The organism is Planobispora longispora (assembly GCF_016863135.1).
Lineage (GTDB): Bacteria > Actinomycetota > Actinomycetes > Streptosporangiales > Streptosporangiaceae > Planobispora > Planobispora longispora.
Map to the genome: position 1 here is coordinate 24,224 of NZ_BOOH01000057.1, position 24,389 is coordinate 48,612.

Consider the following 24,389-nt stretch of genomic DNA (forward strand, 5'->3'; position numbering starts at 1 on the left):
CCGGCGGGTCCCGCCCCCGGGTTCGGCTCCGGCTCGGGCTCAGCTCGGGCTCAGCCCGGGCTCGGGCTCGGGTTCCGGCTCTTCCGGGTTCCGGGAGACGCTCTGCGCGGCGTTCCCCGGAACCCGGAAGCGGCTCGGGAGGCGGTCCCGAGGCGTGGGTCAGGAGGCGAGCTCCGCCAGCCAGCCGAGCTGTTCGAGGCGGTCGTCAAGGCTGGGGGCGTTCAACCCGGCGATGAGGGTCGTCGCCCCCGCCTTCCGGTAGGCGTCCAGCCGCTCGCGCACCCGGTCCGGGGTGCCGCAGAGCGTCAGCGCGTCCACCACGTCGTCGGGCAGCTCCTCCATCGCATCGCCCATCCCGCCGTCGAGGTAGGCGTCCTGGACGCGGGCCGCCGCGTCGGCGAACCCCAGGCGGTGCGCCAGCCGGTTGTAGAAGTTGACCTCCCTGCTGCCCATGCCGCCCAGGTACAGCGCCAGCATCGGGCGGACCATGTCCCGGGCGTAGTCGGCGTCGTCGTCCACCATCGCCATCACCATCGGGGTGACGGCCACCTCGGCGGGATCGCGCCCGGCCAGGCGGGCGCCCGCGCGCAGGTGCGTCAGGGACTCCGCCACGTGCTCGGGCGGGAAGTGGATCGGCAGCCACCCGTCGGCGATCTCCCCGGCGAGCGAGATCGCCTTGGGGCCCATCGCCGCCAGGTGGATCGGGAGCGGCTGCCGTACCGGCTCGATGGCCAGGGTCAGCGCCTTGCCGCGGCTGTCCGGCAGGGGCAGCTCCAGGGTGGGCCCGGAGTGGCGCACGGGCTCCCGGGCCAGCGCGGTACGGACGACCCGCACGTAGTCGCGCAGGTGGGCCAGGGGCCGCTCGTAGCGGCGCCCGTGCCACCCCTCCGTCACCTGCGGGCCGGAGACGCCCAGGCCCAGCCGGAACCGGCCGCCGGACAGGCGGTCGATCGTCGCCGCCGCCATGGCGGTCGCCACGGCGGTGCGGCCGGAGATCTGGATGATCCCGCTGCCCAGCTCGATGCGCCCGGTCCCGGCCGCCAGCCAGGCCAGCGTGGTCGCCGGGTCGGCGCCGTACCCCTCGGAGGCCCAGAGCGACTCGTACCCCAGCCGCTCCGCCTCCCGGGCCAGCCTCAGCTGCTCGTCCGGCCCCGCCGCGACGGGCCCCAGGGTGCCGATGCTGAATCCCAGACGCACGACGCCTCCTCGCTCGTTCCGATCGTGATCGCATCATCTCCGGAAGCAGGCGTCTCGCACAGGGCATATCCCAATAAAGGGTGTGTATATCGATAAGCGGGATTTATTGTGGAATAGACGTATTTTCCGAAATGTCGTATTTAGTGACGGGGTGGCACGTGTCACGCCGACAGCCGCCGGGCCAGTTCCTCGCCCTGCTTGCGCAGGTGCGGCGGGAGCGCCGGGTCGAGCGCGCCGAGTGCCCGTGAGACCAGCTCCGCGGCCTTGGCCTCCCGGCCGAGCAGGGCGTTGACGCGGGCGGCCCGGAGCATGACCGGCCCGCTGCCGGACTCCGCGGCGAGGGCGTCGAGCATCTCCTGCTCGGCCGCGTCGAACCGTCCCGCCAGGGCGAGCGCCAGCGCCCGCGCCGCGACCGTGCCGGGCTCCTGGTTCTCCCGCACCCGGTTCAGATCCCGCAGAGCCTCCGAGGCCATGTCCATGTCCGCGTGGATCTCTCCGCGCAGGGCGAGGGCCTCGGCCGGCGGCCGGTCCGCGAGCGCCAGGGTGCCGTTGAGGAAGGTGAGAGCGGCACGCGGCTGTCCCAGCCGCCAGAGAGCCTGTCCGAGGGCCAGCTGGGTGGGCGGGTCGTTGGGCGCCCAGCTGAGCGCCGATTTGAGCACCTCCACGGCCATGGCGTAATCACGCTGTGCCAGCCAGAGCAGCCCGTCCGCGGTCAGCGCCCGGGCCACCCCGTCGAACTGCTGAAGCATCGAGAAGGTCTCGGCGGCTTTCCTGAACAGATGCCGGGCGGTCACGATCTCGCCTCGCGCGGCCGCGGCCTTGCCCAGGATCTCCTGCGCCTCGGCCTGGACCCACACCTCGTCGAACTCCGCCGCGCGGATCGCCTCGTCCGCGAGCTTGCCCGCCGTCTCCCAGTCCTGGCGCGCCAGCGCCGCCCGCGCGTCCACCAGGTAGGTGGCGGGGCGTTCCGGCTGGCGCACCGCGGCGATCAGGCGATCGTGCTGCAGCTCGTACCAGCGGGTGCCCAGGCGGTGCTCCGCCTTGAGGAGATGGCAGTCCTCCAGCGCCCTGGCCACGGCGTTCGGCATGCCGGCCGTCTTCTGGAGCCCTTCGTTGACGATGTGACGCGTCCCGTGCTCGGTCACGAAGTTGTTGCGCAGCCAGTACTGGATCTCGGTCACCGGAACACCCTGCTCTGCTGCGACACGGGTGAGGACGTCCTTGCAGAAACCGGTGAGGAACCGGTCGACGTCCACATGCAGGTGGACGTGCTCCTCGGTGATCTCGGTGAGCTCCGGCGGCAGGGACTCCCACAGCGAGGAGCAGACGATCTGGAGCTGTACGGGTTCGACCACGTCCAGCTCGATTTCGGTGACGCGTCCCTCGTCGTCGACGATCTCCACGGTGCGCAGATCGTCGATGAGCAGCTCGGCGGCGCCGGGCGCGAAGGAGCGGGCGGTGTACTCCAGAGGCTTGGTCGCGGCGTCGAGCGCGGCGGCGCGCTTGAGCGGACGCAGGTGGAACCGCGTCCGCGAGCCGTGGCCCAGCGGGCGCTCGTACGGCAGGACCGCGGCCACGTGCTCTTCGCGCAGGGACAGGAGCAGATGCAGCCCGTCGTGGTCCTCCACCGCCTGCGCCAGCTGTTTCAGCAGGTCCTCCCGCTCCGTCTCCCGCTGGACCGGGCCGCTGAACAGTTCCTCGGCCTGGTCGATGGCGGCCAGGATGGGGACCGGGTCACCGTACTGGTCGGCTCGCTTCGGACGGCGGTACAGGAACTCGCTGACCGTCAGCCCGACCACGGAGGACAGCGGCTCCTCCGGCGACCAGGCCGACAACAGCGCCAGGATGTAGGGATTGCCGGGAACCCGCGGCGAGAGCACGGTGATCCCTCCTGGTGCCACCCGGGCCACCGGCAGCACGTCGGCGCGCTCGCTGTCGATGCGGGGCAGGATCCCCGCGTTCAGCAGGGAGGTCTTGCCCACCCCCGACGCACCGTACAGCACGGTGAGACCGGTGGCCTGCCAGACGGTGGCGATGTCGCGGGACTCCTGCGCGCGTCCGAAGAACAGCGGATGCTCGCTCTGCTCGTAAGGGCGCAGCCCGACGTACGGCTGGATCGCCCTGTCTTCCCTGCGTGTCGCGGTCGCCACGGCGCTCACCCCATTCTGCGCCGGATTTGCTCACAGAACTCCGACGCGGTGCCGAGGAAGATCGAGATGTTCCAGCCGTTGAGATAGTGGGTCAGGTATCGCCTCGCCTTGTCGGCCGCGTCGCCCGGCGAGACGCTGACCTCCGGCATCATCTGCACGCTGACGTGCCTGCGCTGGTTGCTGCGCGGGGTGCTGCGCGCCAGGCCGTGGAAGAGCACCCGGAACGTCCAGTCCTGCAGGCTGTAGCCGATGAAGAGCAGCGGGTGGAACGTCATCGCCCGGAGGACCGGAATCGGCAGCGGGTGCTTGCCGTCGTTCGCCGCCGCGTCGACCATGTTGACGAGGTAGGTGAGGTAGTCGGACTCGGTCAGCACCAGTGAGGAGGGCTGGTGCCAGGAGCCGTGCAGGTGATAGACGAGGGGCCGGTCCGCGGTGGGCTCCGGGAGACCGACCTCGTCGGTCGCGTCCCGGTGCCAGTGGGAGGCGGTGGTGCGCGGTTTCTTGCCGCCGGTCGTGTCCATCTGCCAGGGGGAGATGGCGCTGTGCGGCTGCTTGCCCATCGCGTTGAGGGCTTCGACGAGGAAGTCGTCGTAGTTCGTGGTGAGAAACGTCTGCAGGGGAAACTTCGCCAGCAGGGCATGAGGGTTGGCGGGATCGTGCGGGGACGGCCGCCGGTACGACTGGAGCTCGTCGCAGACCTTTCCCTTGAGGTACACCGGATCCCGGACGACCGACTCGGTGTACTGCATGACGCGAGCGAGGTTGTGGTCGTCGGTGAACGGATAACCGTAGCGGGCCGCGAAGATCTTGCTCAGCGTGGTGCCGGTGGGAAGTGTCAGACTGGCTCCCGCACCGAGGAAGGGCGTGCACTCACCTTTGTGGAGTTGGTCGACCAACCTCCGCCAGTCCTCCTCGTCCACCGTGCCACCCTGAGTGTCGAGAAATGGATCCCTTATAACACTCTATGTCCCACACCGGTGGCGCCGGAGTCAAGATTTACAAGGCTGAGGAGAAGCCTGCCACGGGGCCGACGTCCTGAGCGTCAAGCAATCGTGCCAATGCGACGTCAAGGCTCGACTCGGAAATGTTGTCGAGATCATCAAGAGTGTAGGCGCTTACGTCAATCAAGCCGCTCTTGTACTCGTCGGCACCGGTGCGAGACTCCTCGCTCATGTGGCTCCCCCGCACTGTGGCATAGGCGTTCTAAAAGGCGCGGAGCCTTTGAATGGCGGCGCGCGCGTTATCGTACTCGCTTTCTTTCCACCGTGCCACCTCCTCCTAACTGTGGAGTTTCGTGTCTCAACCAGGAGAAGAGGAAGGGTTTGCGTGGTTTGTGGTCACGTGGAAGCCGCACGGGAATCTGGCGTCGTGACCCATGCGCTTTCGCGGCCGGGAGTTTAAGATGATCTCGAATCGAGCGAGCGGAGGCGGTCGCATGCCGATTTCCCCATCGTCGGACTCCTCCCGGGCACTGACGGCGCAGCCTCAGGTCTGGGGCAAGGTGCCGCAGCGGAACAGGAACTTCACCGGGAGGGAGGATCTCCTGGAGAAACTGCGCGCGGGGGTCACCTCCGACGTCACGGCGGTCGTCTCCCTGCAGGGTTCCCTGATCTCCGAAGGCATCGGGGCTCTCCAGGGGTACGGAGGAGTCGGCAAGACGCAGGTCGCCATCGAGTACGCCTACCGGTTCCAGCACGAATACGACCTGGTGTGGTGGATCCCGGCGGACCAGCCGATGCTCGTGCGTGCGGCCCTGGCGAGTCTCGCGCCGCGTCTCGGGCTGCCCTCGGCCAGCTCCGCGGGCATCGAGGACGCCGCCATGAGCGTGCTGGACGCGTTGCGCAGGGGAGAGCCCTACTCCAGATGGCTGCTCATCTTCGACAACGCCGAGCAGCCCGAGAGCCTGGAAGGCATGATTCCGCACGGCCCGGGACACGTGCTGATCACTTCCCGCAACCACGCCTGGCAGGGAGAGGTCGGCACCGTTCCCGTCGACGTCTTCACCCGGCCCGAGAGCATCGCGTTCCTGCAGAGGAGGGTCGTCAAGGGCATCAGCACCGAGGACGCGGACCGGCTGGCCGAGAAGCTGGGGGACCTGCCGCTGGCGCTCGAGCAGGCCGGGGCGCTCCACGCCGAGACGGGCATGTCGGTGGACGAGTACCTGCGGCTCCTGGACGAGCACGCGGGCCAGCTGCTCGATGCCAGCAAACCCTCGGACTACCCGCTGTCGATGACGGCCGCGTGGTCGTTGTCGGTGTCCCAGCTGGCGGCGAAGCTGCCCGAAGCGGTGGATCTCCTGCGCTGCTGCGCGTTCTTCGGGCCCGAGCCCATCCCGCGAGACGTCTTCGGGACGCTCGACGAGGAGTTCATGGCCCAGTCGCGCCTCAAGGAACTGCTGGGCAACGCGCTCCAGCTGAGCAAGGCGATCAGAGAACTGGGCCGCTACGCCCTCGCCCGCATCGACTCGGGGAGCCGGACCATCCAGGTCCACCGGCTCGTCCAGGCCCTCCTGCGTGACGAGGTGGGAGAGGAGGACCGCCCGGCGTTCCGGCACGAGGTGCATCTCCTGCTGACGGCCGCGGTGGCGAAGCACCGGCCGGACGACGCCGAGAGCTGGCCCCGCTACGGGGCGCTGCTCGGTCACGTGACCCCTGCCCGGGTGAAGCGGTGCCAGGAGCCCTCCGTCCGCCGCTTCGCCCTCAACATGGTGCGCTACCTCTACTCCTCGGGCGACTACCGGTCCGCGCGCGACCTCATCCAGGAACTCCTCGGGGAGTGGGAGGTCGTCAGCGGAGCCGACGACGAGTCGGTGCTCCTGGCGCAGGGGCAGCTCGGCATCGTCCTGCGTGAACTCGGTGCCTACGCGGAGGCTTTCGAGATCAATCAGGAGACCCTGTCCCGGATGCAGACGGTCCTCGGGCCGAGACACGAGGAGACCGTCCTCCTCACCAACAGCCACGGTGCGGACTTCCGGACGCGCGGCGACTTCGCCGCGGCCCTGGAGCACGACCGGAGATCGCTGGCCCTGCACCGGGAGAAGTTCGGAGAGGACGACGCCGGGACACTGCGTGCCATGAACAACCTCGCCGTCGACTACCTGCTGGTCGGTGACTACGCGCAAGCCTTCGAGCTCCAGAACGAGGCTTTCAGCAGATACTCCCGGAGCCGGGAGTCCAATCAGCAGGCGAAGCTCATCGCCTGGAACGGCCTGGCCCGCATCGTACGGCTGAGGGGCAACTACCTCGAGGCCTGTGACGTGGGCGAGGACGCCCACGAGTTCGGCCTGCTGGAACTGGGCGCCGACCATCCCTGGACGCTGCGGACGGCCAAGGACCTCTCCATCGCCAAACGGCGGGCCGGACTGATCGACGAGGCGTTCGAGATCGCAGAGCAGACGTTCGACCGTGAGGAGCGCCTGTTCGGTCCCGACCACCCCGACACGCTGGCCACCGCTCTCTGCCTGGCCAACACGCTGCGCACCATGGGCCGGGTGGCCGAGGCGCTGGAGCTGCTGCGGGACACCGCTGATCGATATGAGCGGGTCTTCGGGGCGGACCATCCCTTCAAGCACGGCTGCGACATGAACCTCGCCCTGCTCCTGCGGGTCAACGGCGACGTCGAGGAGGCCCGCCGCCTCGACCAGAAGTCCCTGGACGGGTTCGACAGCGGACTCGGCCGCGACCACCACTACTCCCTGACCTGCGCCATCAATCTGGCCAGCGACTACGCCACGCTGGGAGACAACGACGAGGCGCGGAGGCTCGGCGAGGACACCCTGGACAAACTGCGCAGCCTCCTGGGAGAGGACCATCCGCTGACGCTGGCCTCGGCCGCGAACCTGGTGGTGGACCTGCGAGCGGGCGGCGAGGTGGATCGGGCCGAAGCTCTGGAGGACGACACCATCAACCGCTACCGGGAGGTGCTGGGTGAGGACCACCCCGACGCCCGGGCGGCGCGGGCGCGCGAGCGGCTCGACTTCGACTTCGACCCGCCCGCACTCTGAACGTCTCCGGAGGGCGTTCCGGGAGGCCGGATTCCGTCGGCCGTTCGTCGTCAGCCGTTCGTCTCGCGCCACCGGGTCAGATGGCGGTCGGCGCGCTCGCGGGCCAGCTCGCGGGCATCGGGCGGCACCGTCTCGTGCGCCCAGTGGTCGAGCCGCCTGGCCATCTCGGAGGCGAAGACCATGCCCTCGTCGGTCAGCCGGCCGCTGTCGATGAGGGTGCCGGTCACCAGCCGTGCGGCCTCACGCCACCGGGAGAATTCGGCGCCGGCCTCCACTGCGGCCTCGCCCGTCTCCAGGTGCCGCTGGCGTCTCCAGAAGTCGGTCACGCTGAGGTAGGCGTAGGCGCCCTGGAGCAGACCGGGGACCGGACGCGGATCGGGCCGCCACGGAGCGTAGTAACGGGAGCCGTCGTCGGGCTTGGCCAGCGGGACGATGTCGAGCAGGGCCGACAGCTTGGCGTGCTGTGTCTCGTGCGTCAGCGTGACCGCGAGGGTGGGAACGTCCGGCGGGGTGGACAGCGCGACGCAGCCGAACGTCTCCCGGGAGGTCGCGCTGGACTGACCCTGCGCGGGAGGCGTCAGCGGGGTGAGCACGCTGATCGCGGTGGCGACCTCCTCGGCCACCGCCTGGTGGTGCCGTACGAGCAGTTCCCAGGCCCCGTCCAGGGTCGACTGCCAGCGTTCGGCCTCCCGGGTGGTGAGCCGTTCGCCTATGTTCGGCGTCTCGGGCATGCGGTAGGGATCGAGGTCATCGATGATCAGGTGGAGCGGCGCACCGCCGCTCTCGGTGGACAGGGTCCGCAGGCCTCTCCACCCGGGTGCGTCCTGGCGCGGGTCACGGGGGACCCGGACCAGCATGCTGTCCGCCGTGACGTCCGCGCCGTCGTCGAAGCACTGCACCGTCGCCTCCGAGACGGTCGGCGCCAGGACAGCCTGACCCAGCGACGGCAACGTCACTATGCCTTCGACCGCGGGAACGTCGATCTCGCACGTCGTGCGGGACCGGATCGCCGCAGCCGCAGCCAGAGCCGCGAGCTGGGCCGGTGCCGCGTCCTCACGGCCGGTCCTGAGCGCGGTGATCGTGTGCCGGGCCCAGGCCCCCACCGAAGGGTGACGCAGGACGGTGTCCACGGCCTCGGGGTGCCGCCGCTGAATGGCGGCGAGCAGGTCGTAGGCCCGCCGCGCGGTGGTGGCCTGTGGATGACCGGCCGTCCGCGCGGTCTCCAGCACGCCGCGCACGAGGAGCACATGCTTGCTGCGCTGCGCGGTGGCGAGCTGGGCGACGGCGTGGGCGCCGCCTCCGCCCGAGGCCAGTTCCAGGAACACCTTCCTGGAGATACGGTGCTCACGCAGGTTCATCGACGTTCCTTGATCTGTGCCGACAGGTCGGCGCTGAGGGCGTGCTTGAGACGGGAGCCGGGTTCGACGCGCTTCGGCCCGCGCCGCCAGGTCCGCCTCGACGGTGTGTTTGATGTGGGTGATGAGACGGAGAAGGTCCCGGCAGTAGACCGAGGGATTCGCGAAACCGTTGCCCTCGCGGTAACGATGGGCGTACAGGCCGCCTCCGCAGACCGCCGAGACGGGACAGCGCCGGCAGGTCTCCGACAGGGCCAGAGGGCCGATCTGGCGAGCGGCGACCGAGGGCAGGAGCAGGGCGTCGTCGAAGGAGTCGCGCGTCACGTGCAGCCCGGTCTCGGGCGCTCCTTCATAGGCGGACTTCAAGAAATCGGACTGCTCGATGGCGCCGTCGGTCTCCACTACCACCATGCCGGCGGGAGAGAGTCCGACCTGCTCGGTCGCGGACGCGCCTCCCAGCAGGAGGTGGACGATCTCGCTGAACATCCGGATCCGGGTGGGTGCGCGAGGCGCGCCGTACCAGCTGTCGAAGATCGGGATCAGCCAGTCGGCGTACGGCGTCGCCTCGGCGGCCGGATCCAGGCCGGGAGGGGGCGCCGACCAGTTGCCGTGGGGGAGCAGGAAGTCGATCGCGGGCGGATCGAACCCGAGGAGCGCCTCATAGGCGCCGAGAGGGTCGTTCCTGAGGTCGGCGGTGCACAGGAGGCCGGCGAAGAGGTGGCGGTAGGGAGGCGAGGTCAGCAGGTCGAGGGCCTTCACGACGGCGGAGTGGCTGCCCTGGCCGTTCGCGCGGCGGCGACTGCGGTCGTGCATCGTCCCGTCGCCGTCGAGGCTCACCCCGACCCGGACGTCCAGCTCGCTGAAGAGCTCGAGGTAGGAGCGATCGAGCAGTGTGGCGTTGGTCTGTAAGCTCACCTTGACCCGGGTGCCCCCGCCCACCGCCGCACGGGTCAGGGTGACGATGTCACGGATCGCCTCCCGACCGGCGAGCAGTGGTTCGCCGCCATGCAGGATGATCTCGATCTCATCGAGCTCGTGGGCGCGGGCATGCTCGGCGATCCGGGCGACTGCAGCGGTCACGGTCTGCGGCGACATCCGTTTCGGGCGGGTCTGCCAGCTGGAGTCTGCCATTTCATACACGTAGCAATATGTGCAGGCCAGGTCGCAGCGGCTGTGAATCTTCAGGATGAACTGCCGGAACGGGGTCGGCTGCCACCCGCCGGCCATCAGCTCGCCGACATTGAGCGTCGACGGCCACTCGTGCACTATCAGCCTCCGTGTGGAACCGTGTTAATGGCACGCCCGAAAAGGGAGCACAGAAGAGGAAAAACGAGCAAGTCTACACTAATGGGTGTATCCAGCGGGTGTATCGCGCCGAGGGCACGACGAGGTAACGGCATCGGAGCCTAGCGGCTCAGGGAAACCGTGCGAATGAGAGTAGTGCATCAGGGGTAGGGGCATGCTCGTTGGACCCCTGAGGCGAACTATGTGGCGTCCAAAAATAGCTTTATGGACATCCCTTATCTGGATGGCCTGGTGATTTTTTCAATGGTGAAGTCTTGCTTTGTATTGGTTTATCCGGAACCCTTGTGGCCGCTGCAGTCTGTCGATGGCGGTTCTCACACACTTGTGTCGTTTAATTGCGATCTTGGTGGTGGCGCCTCTGGTGATCGCGTGAGGCGATGCGGGTAGTTCGGATCGGTTGGTGGGTCTGGTGGCGATCGGCACGCCAACCTCACTGATTTCTGTCTAGCGCTCGACGTGGCCATCGCAGCATACGGATGCCAAGGGCAGTGTGTTCACGGGCCCCCTTGAGGTCGTCTACCTGCTGATCACGTTGTGTCTCCCCGATGGCCATGAAAGGGCTGAGTGGGAAACTGTCCGGCATTCCGTCCCTGATCTCAGGATGTAGGGGGAGACACTGGTCAAAGAGGGGGTGTGGCACCGTTGCTCGATGATCCTGAACTTGAAAATCTGCCGCCCGGAAACGCGTTTCCGGCCACGCTTGATGTAGATGGCCTTCTTACCTCGGGATGGAGGCCTCTCTCTTTTTGCCAGTTCGTTCTGAAGATTCACAGTAACTGCGATCTTTCCTGTGACTACTGCTACATGTACGAAATGGTCGACCAGTCCTGGAGAACGCAGCCCCGCCGCATGTCCGAGACGACCGTGGACTGTACGGCGCGGCGTATCGCCGAACACGCCGCTGTGCATGAACTGGCTGAGGTGGAAGTGATCTTGCATGGCGGGGAGCCGCTGCTGGCCGGGCCGGACTTCATCTCCTACGCCGTACGCGTGATCAGGACCGAGGTCGCCGACGTCGGAACACGCGTCCGAGTGAGCATACAGACCAACGGGCTCCGCCTCGACGAGGCGTTCCTGCGGCTCTTCGAGCACCTGGAGATCCGGGTGGGGGTGAGTCTGGACGGTGACGAACAGGCGCAGGACCGGCATCGGAGGTTCTTCAACGGGAAGGGAAGCCACACGGCGGTCTCGGCCTCGCTCCGCCGCCTGGCCTCCGGCCCCTTCCACCACCTGTTCAGCGGGCTGCTCTGCACTATCGACATCCGCAACGACCCGCTGGCGACCTACGAGGCGCTTCTCGCTTTCGATCCCCCGGCGATCGACTTCCTACTTCCGCACGGCAACTGGGTCACGCCCCCGCCCTTCCGAGATCCGGACTCGTCCGCCACGCCGTACGCCGACTGGCTGATTCCGATCTTCGACCGGTGGTACGGATCTCCGTCGCAGGAGACGGAGATCCGGTTCTTCACAGAGATCATGCGCCTGCTGCTGGGGCAGGACTCCCGCACCGAGACGGTGGGGCTGTCACCGGTGAGGATGGCCGTCATCGAGACCGACGGCAGCATCGAGCAGTCGGACATCCTGAAGTCCAGCTACCCCGGGGCCGCCGCAACCCGGATGCACATCCTGCGCGACTCGTTCGACGCGGTCCTCCGGCATCCCGCGATCGTGGCGCGGCAGATAGGGGAGCGTGCGCTCTCACCGGTGTGCCGTGGCTGCGACATCGTCTCCGTCTGCGGCGGGGGCCTGTACGCCCATCGTTACAGCACCACCGGGGGCTTCCTGGGACCGTCGGTCTACTGCCCCGACCTCCACCGGCTCATCACGCACATCCGCGCGAGAGTACTCCGCGACATCAGCCGTCTGAAGGGGAGCCGATGAAGCTCATACCGCGCCAGGTCTCCGACAAGACGTTCACCGAGCTGGCAGCGGGCGGGGGAGGGGCCGAGGCGGTCGAAGAACTGCGAGCCTGGCAGCGGATCAAGACCATGATGCTGGTGCGCGGCGTCGTCGAGGAGTCGAGAGAGACCGATCACCCCCACGCCGAGCTGGCAGCTCGTACCTACCGCCTTCTGGTGGAACTGGAACCCCCGGCGGTCGACGACGTGCTGAGACATCCCGCCGCGGGGGCGTGGGCGTGGCGTGCCTACCGGTCGCTGCGCGGGGGAACGCCCGCGGAGGAGGACCCGGGGCGGCTGGGCACCCTGGCCGTGGCGGCCGCGATCAGGGCACAGAAGGCCTGCGAAGTGCGCATACCGGTCAGGGGGAGGACGCTCATGCTGCCATCACTGGGAGAGGTGACTCTCCCCTCCGGCCTCGACGGTGCCGCCGATGTCGCCGTCCGGCCGGACGGGGCCGGAGCCGTCCTCGGCATCGGCGGATCCGTGGTCCGGGTGGACCCGTCCGGAGATGGGACCGGCTGGCGGGCTCTGCACGGGCTCCCGGTGGTCCCGGGCTTCACCTTGGTCGTCGACGACCTCGACCCCTACCGGTGGCCGAATGGCGGTGAGGTGGAAACACGGATGACACTCCAGCAGCGCCGTACCTGGCAGTCACGTCTGAACGGCGCCTGGCGCATCCTGGCAGACAACCACTGGACCGTCGCGGAGGAGGTCACCGCGGCGATCCGCGTACTCACCCCGATCAAGCAACCGATCTTCGGCCAGAAGAGCGCGAGTGCGAGTGAGACGTTCGGGACGATCGCGCTCTCCGCACCCCGGCACAGCCTCGGCTTCGCGGCCACATTCGCGCATGAGATCCAGCACGCGAAGCTCAGGGCGCTGACCGACATGGTGGCCCTGACCCGGCCGGACGACGGGCGGCGTTATTACGCCCCGTGGAGACCCGACCCCCGTCCCGCCTACGGGCTGTTGCAGGGGGTGTACGCGTTCCTGGGCGTGGCGGATTTCTGGCGTCGCCAGATCGGTGCCGAGCGGGGGGCCGCGGCGTTCCGGGGACAGGTCGAACTGGTCCGGTGGCGTGAGGGGGCTCACCTGGTCACCGGCACGCTCCTGGAGAGCGGGAGCCTGACGGAGCGGGGCCGGGAGTTCGTCACCGGAGTGAGGTGCGCGCTGGAGTCCCTGTTCCAGGAACCGGTGGACCTCGCGGCGGCCGGGCAGGCTCACCGGGAGGCCGCCTGGCACCGGGAGGAGTGGCTCCGCCACAGCGCTCATGCTGGGGCTGTACGGGGTCAGATCGGCGGCGGATCGAAGTCGCAGTCGACGCGCCGCCCCTCGTAGACCGCGACGAGGTCGGGGGGATCCGTCGCGGATCCCCCGGGCGGGTCGAAACGGCGCCTCGTGTCGGAGTGGAGCAGGTCGGCCTCCTCATCGGCGCCCACTGCCCTCAGGTCGAGGATGAGATTGGAGGTGCAGATGAGCGTCAGATGATGGTCAGGACCGAAGACCTTGCGGAGCCTCTCCAGAGTTTCCTCACCGATTTCCCGCGCCCGGGCCGGTTCTCCCAGCGTGGCGAGATCCGTGGCGAGGTTGACGGCACAGGTCAGCGAGTAGTGGTGTCTCCGGCTCAGTTGGGCTGCCAGGCGTTCCAAGGCCGCCTCATCGATGGTCCGGGCACGGTCGGCGTCCCCTCGCAGCCGGTACAGGATCGCCAGGTTGATCCGGCAGGCATGGGTGAAGGGGTGCTCCTCGCCGAACACCTCGGGATAGCGGCGTACGGTCCCCTCCGCGATCATGAATGCCTCGTCGGTCTCCCCAGCGGTGCGCAGGGTGTTGGAGACGTTGATCGCGGCGGCCATCGTGTCGGGGTGGCCGTCCCCCAGGATCCGCTTGAGCCGGACGTGGGTCTCGCGGGCGAGTTCCAGGGCCTCGGCGAGGTTGCCCGCCCTGCGTCGCGCGATAGACAGGTCCCGGGCAGCGTGCAGGGTGGTGGGGTGGTCGGGGGACAACCGCTGAAGGCCGTACTCGTAAGCCTCGTCTCCCAGGTCACAGGCTTCTTTGTAGTCACCGGAGAGCCGTACGGACCTGGCCAGTCCGTTCAACGACAGCAGGAACGCGTTCTCACTGACGCCCTCCCGCACGTTGCTCTGCCCCCGGTACGCGTCTCGGTGCAGGTCCCGCGAGCGCGCGTAGTCACTGGTGAGGGCGTAATCAAGGGCGAAATTGTGCAGGGCGCGCAGGGTCATCGGGTTCTCCCGCCCGAAAAGCCGCTCATGAGCCGCCAGGGTTTCCTCATCCAGTTCCCGGGCGGGGAGGAACTCACCGCGGGCACGCAGGGAGCCCCCGTAGCCGGCGGCCGCCCACAGGGTCTCGGGGTGCTCGGGCCCGAGGGCGTCCCGCATTTCCCGCAAGGTCTTGCCGGTGCTCTCGTAGTCCTCGGTGTACCGGCCGAGCCCCCGCAGGATGTTGCCACGATGCACCCGCGCCACCAGGACATCCTTGTGCCTTGGCCCGTCGGCCGCCGTCCACCTGCCGATGAACTCGTCCACGAAGCCGAGGGCGGGCTGGTAACTCCCCGCCTGGTAGAGGTAGCGGACGCTGTTCAGAGCGAACTCGCGGACTCTCGGATCGGTGCACTCCGCCAGCCCGGAAGGGATGATGTGCGCCACCAGTTCGTTGAACTCACTCCACTTGCCGGTGGTCTCGGGAGAGGCCGGGGCGGCGCCCGCCAGCAGCAGATGAACCTCGTGGCGGGCCTTGGCCCGCTCCTCCTCGGGCAGATCGTCGCGGAGCAGTGCCTGGACGAGGCGGTGGACTTGGATCGTCCGGGTCTCGGGGTCGATCCGGGCCAGGGCGAAGCGCCGCAGTTCGCCCAGTGTCTTGCTCAGCATGATGGGATCGGACAGAACCGCGGCGAGCTGGGAGGCGCCGGGGCCGTCCTCCCGGAGCAGGACTTGGTTGCCTCTGCGGAACACGTCTCTGGGGATCGGCTCGGGACCGAAGAAGGCACAGCACCGCAGCACCTTGATCGCTTCGGGTAGGCGATCCTCCAGCAGCGAGACCGACACCCTCCAGGCGGCGGTCATCGACATCGGATATCCCGGCGCCCGGTTCGCACTCAACAGGTTGCGTGTCTGCCTGTCGAGCTGCTCGATGTACTCGTCGATCGCCATGCCGGTCTCGTACTGCAGCGCGCCGGCCTGTTCCAGTGCGAGCGGAAGATCTCCCAGCCTGTCGGCGAGGACGGAGGAGTCCTTCGCCGGGATATCACGGTGCAGGCGTTTCCTGAGGAACTCCAGGCTCTCCTCCCGGTCGAACACGTCGACCTGGAGGGTCTCGAAGTGGTTCTCCCAGTGGGGGTTACGCGAGGTGATCAGGACGTGGCCGGGGCCCCGGGGGATGAACTCCTCGATCTGGCCGGGCTCCTCGGCGTTGTCGAAGATCAGCAACCACTTGCGGTACGGCTCGCCGCTCTCCAACGCCCTGCGTACCGCGTCGGCCGCCTCCTCCACACCCGTAGCGGAGGCCGGGGGCAGCCCGAGGTGAGGCGCCATCGCCGCGAGTGCCGACGGGACCAGAACACGCTGGTCGGAGGGGATCCACCAGACGAGATCGTAGTGCGACCGGTAACGCCAGGCGTACTCGACGGCGAGATGGGTCTTGCCGACACCGCCCAGGCCTTGGAGCGCCTGGGGCTGCGGGACGACGGCTGTCACCGTATTGGCTTTGTGACGTAGCCTGCCGAGAAGCTCCTCACGGCCGGTGAAGTTCCGGTTACGCGGTGGGACTTTCTCCCACACCTCTGGCTGCCGGTCCCGCATCGAATGCGTCGCTTGTGAAGGCTCCGTCACTGTGACCTCCGCCGGGCGGTGCCGAAAACCCCTGCTATCACATTAGATGTTGATTCGACGGTCCGGATGATAGAAAATCGCGGAGCGCGTGGACATGAGTGGATTCCTGCAGGGGTGGTTGCTTTGCTGCCTTTTTGGATGACCGAAAGGGCCGACAGGTTGTGACTCAGGGGGCTCAAGTGAATTCTGCGGTCGAGCGACATGATCCGTCACTGAAAGACCTCGAAGGAATTGACAGTGCGCAGCTGCGCAAGGTGCTGGAAGAGCTGATTCACCAGTCGGAGGCGCACCAGATTCCGAGTGCGGGATTCTCGAGTTCTTTCTGAGGATTGATCCTCCTCTCAGAAGGGTCGCCGAATCGGAAAAGCGCGGATGCGATGCCCGCTCGGGCCTATCGCGTCGATGGGCTGGGCGAGGCATCGCCTCCAAGCGAGGCTGGCCTCGTCACCGGGTGTGTACGGCATCCAGTTCATGATCTTCTGGACCCTCGGCTGGTGAGGTGGTGCCGTGCATGCATGACATGGTGGACGCCGACTGGGAGAGGTTGCTCCACCAGTTGGAGAGCGGAGACTGCACGCCTTTTCTCGGACCCGGCGCATGCACGGGTACCCTCCCCGCTGGAAGTGCACTCAGCCGGCGGCTGGCGAAGAAATGGGGTTACCCCTACGGCGACGACCACGAGCTTCCCCGGGTGGCGCAATTCGCGTTGATAAAATACGGCGACGCCGTGTACGTCAAGAACATGATCTGCAGCGAGCTGGGTGCTTCGGGCCTGCCGGACTTCCAGGATCTCCTGGAGCCGCACGGCCTGCTCGCGAATTTTCCGCTCCCCGTCTACCTGACCACGAACTACGACGATTTCATCGTTCAATCACTGAAGGCCGTGGGAAAACGCCCGAACCCGGCGCTCTGCCCCTGGAACGCGGACGTGCCCTATGCCGGGGACCTCTTCAGCCGGGAGGACGGCTGGAATCCACAGGCGGACCGGCCTCTTGTCTATCACCTGCACGGCAGCCTTCGTGATCCGGTGTCGATCGTGGTCGCCGAGGATGACTATCTGGAGTTCCTCACCAACCTCGCACTTGACAGCGCTGGCCGCAAGCAGATGTTGCCTCCTTCCATCCTGGCGGCGCTGACCAAGCGATCCCTGTTGTTCGTCGGCTACAGCCTGAAGGATTGGACTTTCCGCGTCCTGTTCCGGGGATTGCTGAGAGCGGTACCGGGAATCAACCGGCGCAGGCACGTGAGCATCCAGCTCGAGCCCACGCCCGATCCCAGGAAAGCGAACCTTCGCGAGGTGAAGCATCACCTGGCGAGGTATTACGAGGGTTGGCAGATCTCCGTCTTCTGGGGGTCTTCCGAGCAGTTCTGCGGGGAACTGCGACGACGGATGGGGTCGGTTCAGTGAATCCGGACAATGTTTACGTGGGGACGGCTCAGCCGTATGTGGGGCTGAGGGCGTTCCGCCGGGAGGACGCCTCCCGATTCTTCGGACGGGCCAGGGAGTCCCACGAGGTCTGCGATCTGTGGCACGCCAACCGGCTGACCGTTCTCTACGGGCCGTCCGGGGTGGGGAAGACGTCGCTCATTCAGGCGGGTGTGCTGCCGCTGCTCGACCCCACCCGGGTGGACATTCTGCCGATCGGCCGGGTCTCCCACGGCTCACCGTTCCCGACTGCTGCGCTGTCCGACCACAATCCGCACGTGTTCGCCCTGCTGTCGTCCTGGTCCCCGGAGGAGATCCCCACCCGGCTGGCGGGTCTGACGCTCCGCGAGTTTCTGCGGAGAAGGCCGCGGCGTGAGGATCCGTACGGTGACCCGGTGCTCACCATGGCCGCGATCGACCAGGCGGAGGAATTGTTCGGTGGCTTCGCGCACCGCCACTCGTACCGCGAGTGGTTCATCAGCCAACTGGTCGAGGCATTGGACGGCGACCCGCACCTCAGGCTTCTCGTGTCGATCCGGGAAGATTACCTGGCCGCGATTCTCCCGCACGAGCCCAAGCTGGCGGGAATAGCTCGAGGAAGATTCCCGCTGGCTCCCCTGGAAACACCTGCGGCGGTGCTGGCGACCAAGGGGCCGATCGACGGCAGCGGGCGGGTGTTCGCCGAGGGCGCAGCGGAGAAGCTGGTGGAGGGCCTGCGCGTGATCAAGTTAGGCGGAGTGCTCGGTCAGGAGGTTTTCGCGGACACCAAGATGGTCGAACCCGTGCAGCTCCAGGTCGTCTGTTCCACCATGTGGCGATCCCTGCCCTCCGATGTGCGGATCATCACGTCCGAGCACGTCCTCCAGTTTGCGAACGCGGACCGTTCTCTCACCGACTTCGTCGAACATATGATCGCGGAGGTGGCCCGTGATTGCCTGGGCGGTGATACCGAGCGACTGAGAGAATGGTTGCGCCGGAACTTCATCACGGAGTTCGGCACGTGTGAGACCGTCTATCAAGGTGAGACGCTGACGGCGGGCGAACAGAACTACGTGATTCGCGCCCTTGTGGAACGCCACATCCTCCGCGAAGAGGTCAAAGCAGGCACTCGATGGTGTGAACTGTCCCACGAGCGGCTCATCGCGCCGATCCTCCAGAAAGAGCAAGCTGTCGAGCAGGCCGAGAACCGGATAGCCCCGAGCGAGCACCTGCGCGCCGCCGAACTCGCGCTCCGTGACGGGGAATTCGTGCTGGCGGAGAAACAAGCCGAGGAAGCGCTGGCACGATGTGGTGACAACACCTGGCTCCACGCGGAGATCCAGTCTTTCCTCGGAAATGTCGCACACCGGCGTGAGAATTTCGACAAGGCGATAACCCACTACCGTGACGCCGCGGTCCTGTTCGAGACGCTGGGAGCCACCTCGGCCGTCGGCCGGTTACTCGCCGGGATCGGCCGCCTCCGCCTGGCCCAGGGAAAACCTTCGGTGGCGGTCCGGGAACTGGTCTCCGCGATCAGCCACCTCTCTGATGACATGAATATCCAGATCGAGCTCGCCTGGGCGCTGTGGTACGACGGACACCCCGACGCGGCCCAGGATGTTCTCAACGACGTGCTGGGCAAGGAGGGGAACGCGCTGGAGGCGCTGAGGGCACGGGCTGAAATTCTGACCCATCTCGGTCAGGCCGACGCCGCGTTGCGTGACTTCGCGCGGGTCCGGCCGCTGCAACGGCCCTCAACCCGGGCGGCGTACGCTCTCGCGCTGGCTTCCCTGGGACGTTTCCCCGAAGCGAAACGGGAGATCGCGGGAGTGCTGGCCGAGGCGGGAGATCACGGTCCGGTGCTGCTCTACGCCGCCCGGATCAGAGCACTGGATGGTGACCCGGAAGGGGCCGCCAAGCTGGCTGGACAGGCGAAGACGGCGATGGCGCCGACGCTTCCCGCTCATCTGGCGGCGGAGGCGAACCGTCTGATCCGACCGTCATGATCACGCGATCTCCTGAGCGTAGTCGGCCTCGCCGCCGGCTGGCCTGCAGATGGGAGGATATGCTATTTGAACGGATCCGTTCGAGTGGCTGTGGTCTGGGCCGCTGAGCGGGGCATCCCCGAGTGATCCGCCGTAGCCGAGTACTGATCTGCCCACCGGATTATCGCCTCGTTCATCGGTGGCTGGTCCTCTCATAGACGTACCGCCGCAGCATGTTCGGGATCCGCTGGGTCACTTCTGCTCCTCTCAATGAACGAAAGCGAGATCAGAGAGGCGGAGGGTCGTCGCGCTATGTTTGTCGTTTACCCAGTCCGGGACGGCTTATGATCAGCTCTCAGACTCGTCGGGGAGTATCCGAAGGGGCGGCGCAGGTTCAGACAAGTCGGTGGTTGTCCGATCACAGCCCGTAGGTCTCCAGCAGGCGGAGCCAGACCTCGCTGACCGTCGGGAACGACGGGACCGCGTGCCAGAGCCGCTCCAGCGGCACCTCGGCGGTGACCGCGATCGTCGCCGCGTGCAGCAGCTCCGCCGCGCCCGGACCGGCGAAGGTCACCCCCAGCAGCACCTTGCGGTCCTCGTCCACCACGGCCTTGGCCCGGCCCCGGTAGCCGTCACCGAGAAGGTAGGCGCCGGTCACCGAGCCCAGGTCGTATTCGACCGCGCGCACGTTGAAGCCCTCCGACCGGGCCTGGGCCTCGGTGCGGCCGACCGCGCACACCTGCGGGTCGGTGAAGACCACCTGCGGCGCGCCGTACCCGCCGGCCACGTCGCGCAGCCCGGGGCGGTCGTCCTTCTCGCCCCGGGCCCGCGCCGCGATGACGTCCCCGCACACCCGCGCCTGGTACTTGCCCATGTGGGTGATCAGGTCGCGGCCGTTGACGTCACCCACGGCGTACAGCCAGCCGTCCTCGACGCCGGTCGCGCGCATGCTGTCGTCGACCTGCACGGGCTTGCCGACGGGCAGTCCGACCGACTCCAGCCCGACGCCGGCGGTGGCGGGGCGGCGGCCGGTGGCCACCAGCAGCTCGTCGGCCTCGACCGGCGGGCCCTCGGACAGGTGGACGGTGACCGGACCGCCACGCTCGGGGCGCTCCACCCGGACGACCTCCACCCCGGTGCGCACGGTGATGCCCGAGGCGGCGAACGACTCGGCCACCAGCTGCCCGGCGAACGGCTCCATCCGCTCCAGCAGTCCCCCGCCGCGCACCAGGACCGTGGTCTCGGCCGCGCCGAGCCCGTGCATGGCCTGGGCCATCTCGCAGGCCACCACGCCGCCGCCGATCACCGCCAGCCGTCCGGGCACGGCCTTGGCGGCGGTCACCTCGCGGCTGGTCCACGGCTCGGCCTCGGCCAGGCCGGGGACCGGCGGGACGACCGCGCGGCTCCCGGTGGCCAGGACGACGGCGTGCCGGGCCGTCAGCAGCCGCTCGGAGCCGTCCGGCAGGGACACCCGGACCCGCTTGGGACCGTCCAGCCGCCCGCGTCCCCGGACGAACTCCGCGGGCAGCCCGGTGATCCACTCGACCTGGCCGGCGTCGTCCATGTGGGAGACGGCCTCGTCGCGCCGGGCCAGCACCGCGGCGGCGTCGATCGGGCCGAGGCTCATCCCGGGCACCCGTCCGACCTCGCCGGCCAGGTCGACCGGGCGCAGCAGCGCCTTGCTGGGCACGCACGCCCAGTAGGAGCACTCGCCGCCCGCCAGGTTCTCCTCCACGACGGCGGCGCTGAGCCCACCCCGTACGGCCCGGCCCGCGACGTTCTCCCCGGCGGGTCCGGCACCGATCACGATCACGTCGAACTCGTCCGACACCACTGCCTCCCGGAGAAAGACCCGTTTGCTCATCGAAGATCCTGAAACCGCAGGATTCGATCCTGCCGCTCTGGGCACCCTGTCGCAACGCGGCGCGATGGGGAGTGGCGGGGGAGGGACGGGATAATTCGGTGTGAGCCGAAGGGCGCCGCCTCTAGGGTGCCGCTCATGGACCAGAACACTTTGGTGGAATCCCGTACCGACCGTCGCGCGCTCGCCGCCGCGGGGGTCACGGTGGTGCTGTGGGCGTCGGCCTTCGTCTCCATCCGCGCCGCCGTGCCGCACTTCTCTCCCGGCGCGCTGGCCCTGGGGCGGTTGCTGGCGGGCTCGGCCGTACTCGGCGCGATCCTGCTGGTACGGCGGGAGGGGTGGCCGCCGCGGGCGGCGTGGCCGGGGATCGCCGGGGCGGGGGTGCTCTGGTTCGGCCTCTACATGGTCGTCCTGAACTGGGGCGAGCGGGAGGTGGACGCGGGGACCGCGGCGATGGTCGTGAACGTCGGGCCGGTGCTGATCGCGCTCCTGGGCGGCTGGCTGCTGAAGGAGGGGTTCCCGCGCAACCTGATGACCGGGATGGCGGTGTCGTTCGCGGGCGCCGTCGTGGTGGGGATCTCCATGTCCGACGGCGGCCGGTCGTCGATCCTGGGCGTGCTGCTGTGCCTGGCGGCGGCCGTGTCGTACGCCGCGGGCGTCATCTGCCAGAAGCCCGCGCTCCGGCACGCCTCGGCGCTGCAGGTCACCGCCTTCAGCTGCCTCATCGGTACGGCGGCCTGCCTGCCGTTCGCCGGGCAACTGGTCCAGGAGGCGGCCGCCGCCCCGCTGCCCGCGCTGCTGAACGTCGCCTACCTGGGCGTCTTCCCCACCGCCCTGGCCTTCACCACCTGGGCCTACGCGCTCGCTCGCACGACCGCCGGGAAGATGGGCGCGACCACCTACATCGTCCCGGCCCTGGTGGTGCTGATGTCCTGGGTGGTGCTGGGCGAGGTCCCCGGCTGGCTGACCTTCGCCGGCGGCCTGCTCTGCCTGGCCGGGGTGGCCGTCTCCCGCCGGAAGTGAGCACCGCCGCTCTGACCGGGGCGGCCCGCCGTCCGGCGGGCGGATCCGCCCTCATCGCCGCCGGATCGCGGTTGTGGGTGAGGTTCGCGCTCGCGGAGGATCGGGTCACCGGACGGCGGCCCGACGACGGCGCCCCGCCGGAGCCCCCCGAAGATCGTGCAAGACCCCGGAAGGCGGACGGAATGGCGCTGCATCCCAACATCGATCCCGAGCTCGGCGCGGTCGCCGCGCACCTCGGTCCCGCGCTGGCCGACTTCGCCGCCGTCCGGCCGGAGGACGTGCCGGACATCCGCGCCCAGATGGCGGCCGTGCGCGCCGCCATCGCCCCGTCCGTGCCGGACGACCGGGTCGCGGTCGAGGACCGGACGGTTCCGGGGCCCGAGGGAGCCCCCGACGTCCGGCTGCGGATCTACCGTCCGGCCGGGCTGGAGGAAGGTGCGCCGGGCCTGTACTGGATCCACGGCGGCGGCATGATCATCGGCACCGTCGAGGACGACGACGCCAGGGCGTGCGTCTACGCCCTGGAGGTCGGATGCGTGGTCGTCTCCGTGGAGTACCGCCTGGCGCCGGAGCACCCCGATCCCGCCCCGGTCGAGGACTGCTACGCCGGGCTGGTGTGGACCGCGAAGAACGCCGCCGAGCTCGGGATCGACCCGGACCGCATCGCGGTGGGCGGGATCAGCGCCGGGGGCGGGCTGGCCGCGGGCACCGTCCTGCTGGCCCGCGACCGGGGCGGCCCCGCGGTCGCCTTCCAGCTCCTGATCTGCCCGATGCTGGACGACCGCAACACCACGCCGTCCAGCCACGAGTTCACCGACGCGGTGGTCTGGAAGCGGGCCGCCAACCTGTTCGGCTGGGGCTGCCTGCTGGGCGAGCGGATGGGCGCCGACGACGTCTCGCCGTACGCGGCCCCCGCCCGCGCGACCGACCTGTCCGGCCTCCCGCCGGCCTACGTCGACGTCGGCGAGCTGGAGGTCTTCAGGGACGAGTGCGTGGAGTACGCCCTGCGGCTGGCCCGGGCGGGCGTGTCGACCGAGTTCCACCTCTTCCCGGGCGCCTTCCACGGCTTCGACGTCATGGTGCCCGACGCCGCGATCAGCCGCCGGGCCGCCGCCGAGCGGATCGCCGTCCTGCGCCGGGCGCTGCTGCGCTGACCCCCGTCCCCGCCCCGGGCCAGGAGGCGGAGGCGGTCCCGGGCGCCGCGCGGACGGGGGACCGCAGCAGCGCCAGCCGCAGCGCCAGGTGAGCGCGGAGCCGGCCCGCGGGGTCGGCCAGGGAGAAGCCGAGGACCGCCTCGGCCCGGGCGACGCGCCCGGCCAGCGAGCTGTGGTGCAGGTGGACGGCGGCGGCCGCCCGGCGGGATCGAGCCCTCCGCGCACAGGGCCCGCACCGCCTCCAGCGCCTCCGCCCCGTACGGCAGGCGGGCGAGCTCCTCGACGGCCCGCACGTCCGGGAGTGCGGCGATCGCCTCGTCCGGGACGTGCTCGGCGAACAGCGCGAGGGCACCGAGACCGGCCCAGTCCACCACCCGGTCGGCCGGGCCCGGGCCGGTGAAGCGGAGCGCGGTCCGCGCCCGGGCCCAGGAGTCCGCCGCGTCCGCGCCGGCCACCGCGGGTCCCACCCCGGCCCGCTGTCCGGCGGGCAGGCCGGGCAGGTCCGGGGGCGCGATCACGATCGCGGTCGTGTCACCCAGCCTGGCCGCCTGGACGTGGTGGCCCGCGGCGCGCAGGAGGGCGACGAGTCCCTCCGCGCCGTCGCCCCCGGTCGCGCCGTTGCCTCCGGTCGCGCCGTCGTGCCCGGCCGCGTCCCCGCCTCCGGCCGCGCCGCGCTCCCCGTCCGGTACGGCCAGCACCCGCAGCCGGATCGCGGGCCCGAAGCCGAGCAGCCGCAGGGCCCGGCTCCGCTCGGCCTCCCCGGCGGCCGCCGACAGGGCCAGCTCGACCAGGGCGGGGTCGTCTCCCGGCCCGGACCGGGCGGCGGCCCGCTCCAGAACGACCTCCGCCGCCTGGGCGAAGCGGTCCAGCAGGATCTCCCCGAGGCCACCGGTCTGATCGAAGTGCTCCACCCAGGCCGTGCCGAGGTCCGAGCCGAGCGTCCGCCGGGGCGCCGCGGGCGGAGGGGCGGAGCGGTCCACGGCACCGGTGGGCGACACACTCAGGTGCGTCCCGGTCGCCGCGTCGGACAGGCCCGCCCGGCAGCGGGCCAGCCGCGCCGTCGCCCGCAGCAGCCCGGGGACGCTCACCCGGTCCCGCACCAGCGAGTCGAAGTAGGCGATGACGCGGACGGCCCCCTCGGCGTCGGCGTCCAGGGCCGACAGGCGCAGCAACAGTTCCTGCATCGCTCCACGATAGGAAGC

At 69.1% G+C, this 24,389-nt stretch carries 16 protein-coding genes; 8 read left to right on the forward strand and 8 right to left on the reverse strand.

Annotated features, from left to right (window positions below):
• Positions 1 to 159 precede the first annotated feature (159 nt).
• The 4 genes from Plo01_RS32930 to Plo01_RS32945 all read right to left on the reverse strand — a co-directional run bounded on the left by Plo01_RS32930 (position 160) and on the right by Plo01_RS32945 (position 4,520).
• Positions 160 to 1,197, reverse strand: coding sequence for an LLM class F420-dependent oxidoreductase (locus tag Plo01_RS32930; RefSeq protein ID WP_203894658.1), 1,038 nt, complete (start codon positions 1,195 to 1,197; stop codon positions 160 to 162).
• Positions 1,198 to 1,358: 161 nt separating this feature from the next.
• On the reverse strand, positions 1,359 to 3,347 hold the full coding sequence (locus tag Plo01_RS32935) for an nSTAND1 domain-containing NTPase (RefSeq protein WP_203894659.1): 1,989 nt from the start codon (positions 3,345 to 3,347) through the stop codon (positions 1,359 to 1,361).
• A gap of 5 nt (positions 3,348 to 3,352) precedes the next feature.
• A complete protein-coding gene (locus Plo01_RS32940; protein WP_203894660.1) occupies positions 3,353 to 4,267 on the reverse strand; it encodes an SIR2 family NAD-dependent protein deacylase in 915 nt (304 codons plus the stop codon).
• 76 nt (positions 4,268 to 4,343) lie between these two features.
• Positions 4,344 to 4,520 (reverse strand): FxSxx-COOH-like cyclophane-containing RiPP peptide, encoded by a 177-nt coding sequence (locus tag Plo01_RS32945; RefSeq protein ID WP_203894661.1) that lies wholly within the window; start codon positions 4,518 to 4,520, stop codon positions 4,344 to 4,346.
• Between the two features lie 262 nt (positions 4,521 to 4,782).
• On the opposite strand from Plo01_RS32945, the gene fxsT (Plo01_RS32950) reads away from it, so the two are divergent.
• Complete coding sequence (fxsT, locus tag Plo01_RS32950; protein ID WP_203894662.1) at positions 4,783 to 7,350, forward strand: FxSxx-COOH system tetratricopeptide repeat protein; 2,568 nt, start codon at positions 4,783 to 4,785, stop codon at positions 7,348 to 7,350.
• A gap of 50 nt (positions 7,351 to 7,400) precedes the next feature.
• On the opposite strand, the gene Plo01_RS32955 is transcribed toward fxsT (Plo01_RS32950), so the two are convergent.
• Positions 7,401 to 9,971, reverse strand: coding sequence for an FxsB family cyclophane-forming radical SAM/SPASM peptide maturase (locus Plo01_RS32955; RefSeq protein ID WP_203894663.1), 2,571 nt, complete (start codon positions 9,969 to 9,971; stop codon positions 7,401 to 7,403).
• Between the two features lie 681 nt (positions 9,972 to 10,652).
• Here Plo01_RS32955 and Plo01_RS32960 point away from each other — a divergent pair.
• Together Plo01_RS32960 and Plo01_RS32965 are read left to right on the forward strand one after the other, a co-directional pair.
• Positions 10,653 to 11,891: an FxsB family cyclophane-forming radical SAM/SPASM peptide maturase gene (locus Plo01_RS32960; RefSeq protein ID WP_239317562.1), complete on the forward strand. Its 1,239-nt coding sequence runs from the start codon at positions 10,653 to 10,655 to the stop codon at positions 11,889 to 11,891.
• Positions 11,888 to 13,249, forward strand: coding sequence for an HEXXH motif domain-containing protein (locus Plo01_RS32965; protein ID WP_203894664.1), 1,362 nt, complete (start codon positions 11,888 to 11,890; stop codon positions 13,247 to 13,249). The genes Plo01_RS32960 and Plo01_RS32965 overlap by 4 nt, the downstream gene beginning before the upstream one ends.
• Here the strand turns inward: Plo01_RS32965 and fxsT (Plo01_RS32970) are convergent.
• Positions 13,201 to 15,729 carry an FxSxx-COOH system tetratricopeptide repeat protein gene (gene fxsT, locus Plo01_RS32970; RefSeq protein WP_203894665.1) on the reverse strand — a complete coding sequence of 843 codons (2,529 nt, stop codon included), beginning with the start codon at positions 15,727 to 15,729 and terminating at the stop codon, positions 13,201 to 13,203. The genes Plo01_RS32965 and fxsT (Plo01_RS32970) overlap by 49 nt on opposite strands.
• Before the next feature lie 541 nt (positions 15,730 to 16,270).
• On the opposite strand from fxsT (Plo01_RS32970), the gene Plo01_RS32975 reads away from it, so the two are divergent.
• Entirely contained in the window at positions 16,271 to 17,167 is an 897-nt protein-coding gene (locus Plo01_RS32975; RefSeq protein WP_203894666.1) for an SIR2 family NAD-dependent protein deacylase, read from the forward strand.
• 17 nt (positions 17,168 to 17,184) lie between these two features.
• A complete protein-coding gene (locus tag Plo01_RS32980) occupies positions 17,185 to 19,170 on the forward strand; it encodes a tetratricopeptide repeat protein (RefSeq protein ID WP_203894667.1) in 1,986 nt (661 codons plus the stop codon).
• A gap of 397 nt (positions 19,171 to 19,567) precedes the next feature.
• On the opposite strand, the gene Plo01_RS32985 is transcribed toward Plo01_RS32980, so the two are convergent.
• Positions 19,568 to 21,013 carry a dihydrolipoyl dehydrogenase family protein gene (locus Plo01_RS32985; protein ID WP_239317537.1) on the reverse strand — a complete coding sequence of 482 codons (1,446 nt, stop codon included), beginning with the start codon at positions 21,011 to 21,013 and terminating at the stop codon, positions 19,568 to 19,570.
• Between the two features lie 135 nt (positions 21,014 to 21,148).
• Here Plo01_RS32985 and Plo01_RS32990 point away from each other — a divergent pair, with 135 nt between their 5' ends.
• Positions 21,149 to 22,033 carry a DMT family transporter gene (locus Plo01_RS32990; RefSeq protein WP_203894668.1) on the forward strand — a complete coding sequence of 295 codons (885 nt, stop codon included), beginning with the start codon at positions 21,149 to 21,151 and terminating at the stop codon, positions 22,031 to 22,033.
• A 182-nt stretch (positions 22,034 to 22,215) separates the two neighbouring features.
• Complete coding sequence (locus Plo01_RS32995; RefSeq protein WP_203894669.1) at positions 22,216 to 23,187, forward strand: alpha/beta hydrolase; 972 nt, start codon at positions 22,216 to 22,218, stop codon at positions 23,185 to 23,187.
• On the opposite strand, the gene Plo01_RS41450 is transcribed toward Plo01_RS32995, so the two are convergent.
• Positions 23,129 to 23,539, reverse strand: a complete 411-nt coding sequence (locus Plo01_RS41450) for a helix-turn-helix domain-containing protein (RefSeq protein WP_203894670.1) — start codon at positions 23,537 to 23,539, stop codon at positions 23,129 to 23,131. The genes Plo01_RS32995 and Plo01_RS41450 overlap by 59 nt on opposite strands.
• Positions 23,540 to 23,715: 176 nt before the next feature.
• Here Plo01_RS41450 and Plo01_RS41455 point away from each other — a divergent pair, with 176 nt between their 5' ends.
• The gene (locus tag Plo01_RS41455) at positions 23,716 to 24,084 is read left to right on the forward strand and encodes a hypothetical protein (protein ID WP_203894671.1); all 369 of its coding nucleotides are present in this window, start codon (positions 23,716 to 23,718) and stop codon (positions 24,082 to 24,084) included.
• The last annotated feature ends 305 nt before the right edge of the window (positions 24,085 to 24,389 follow it).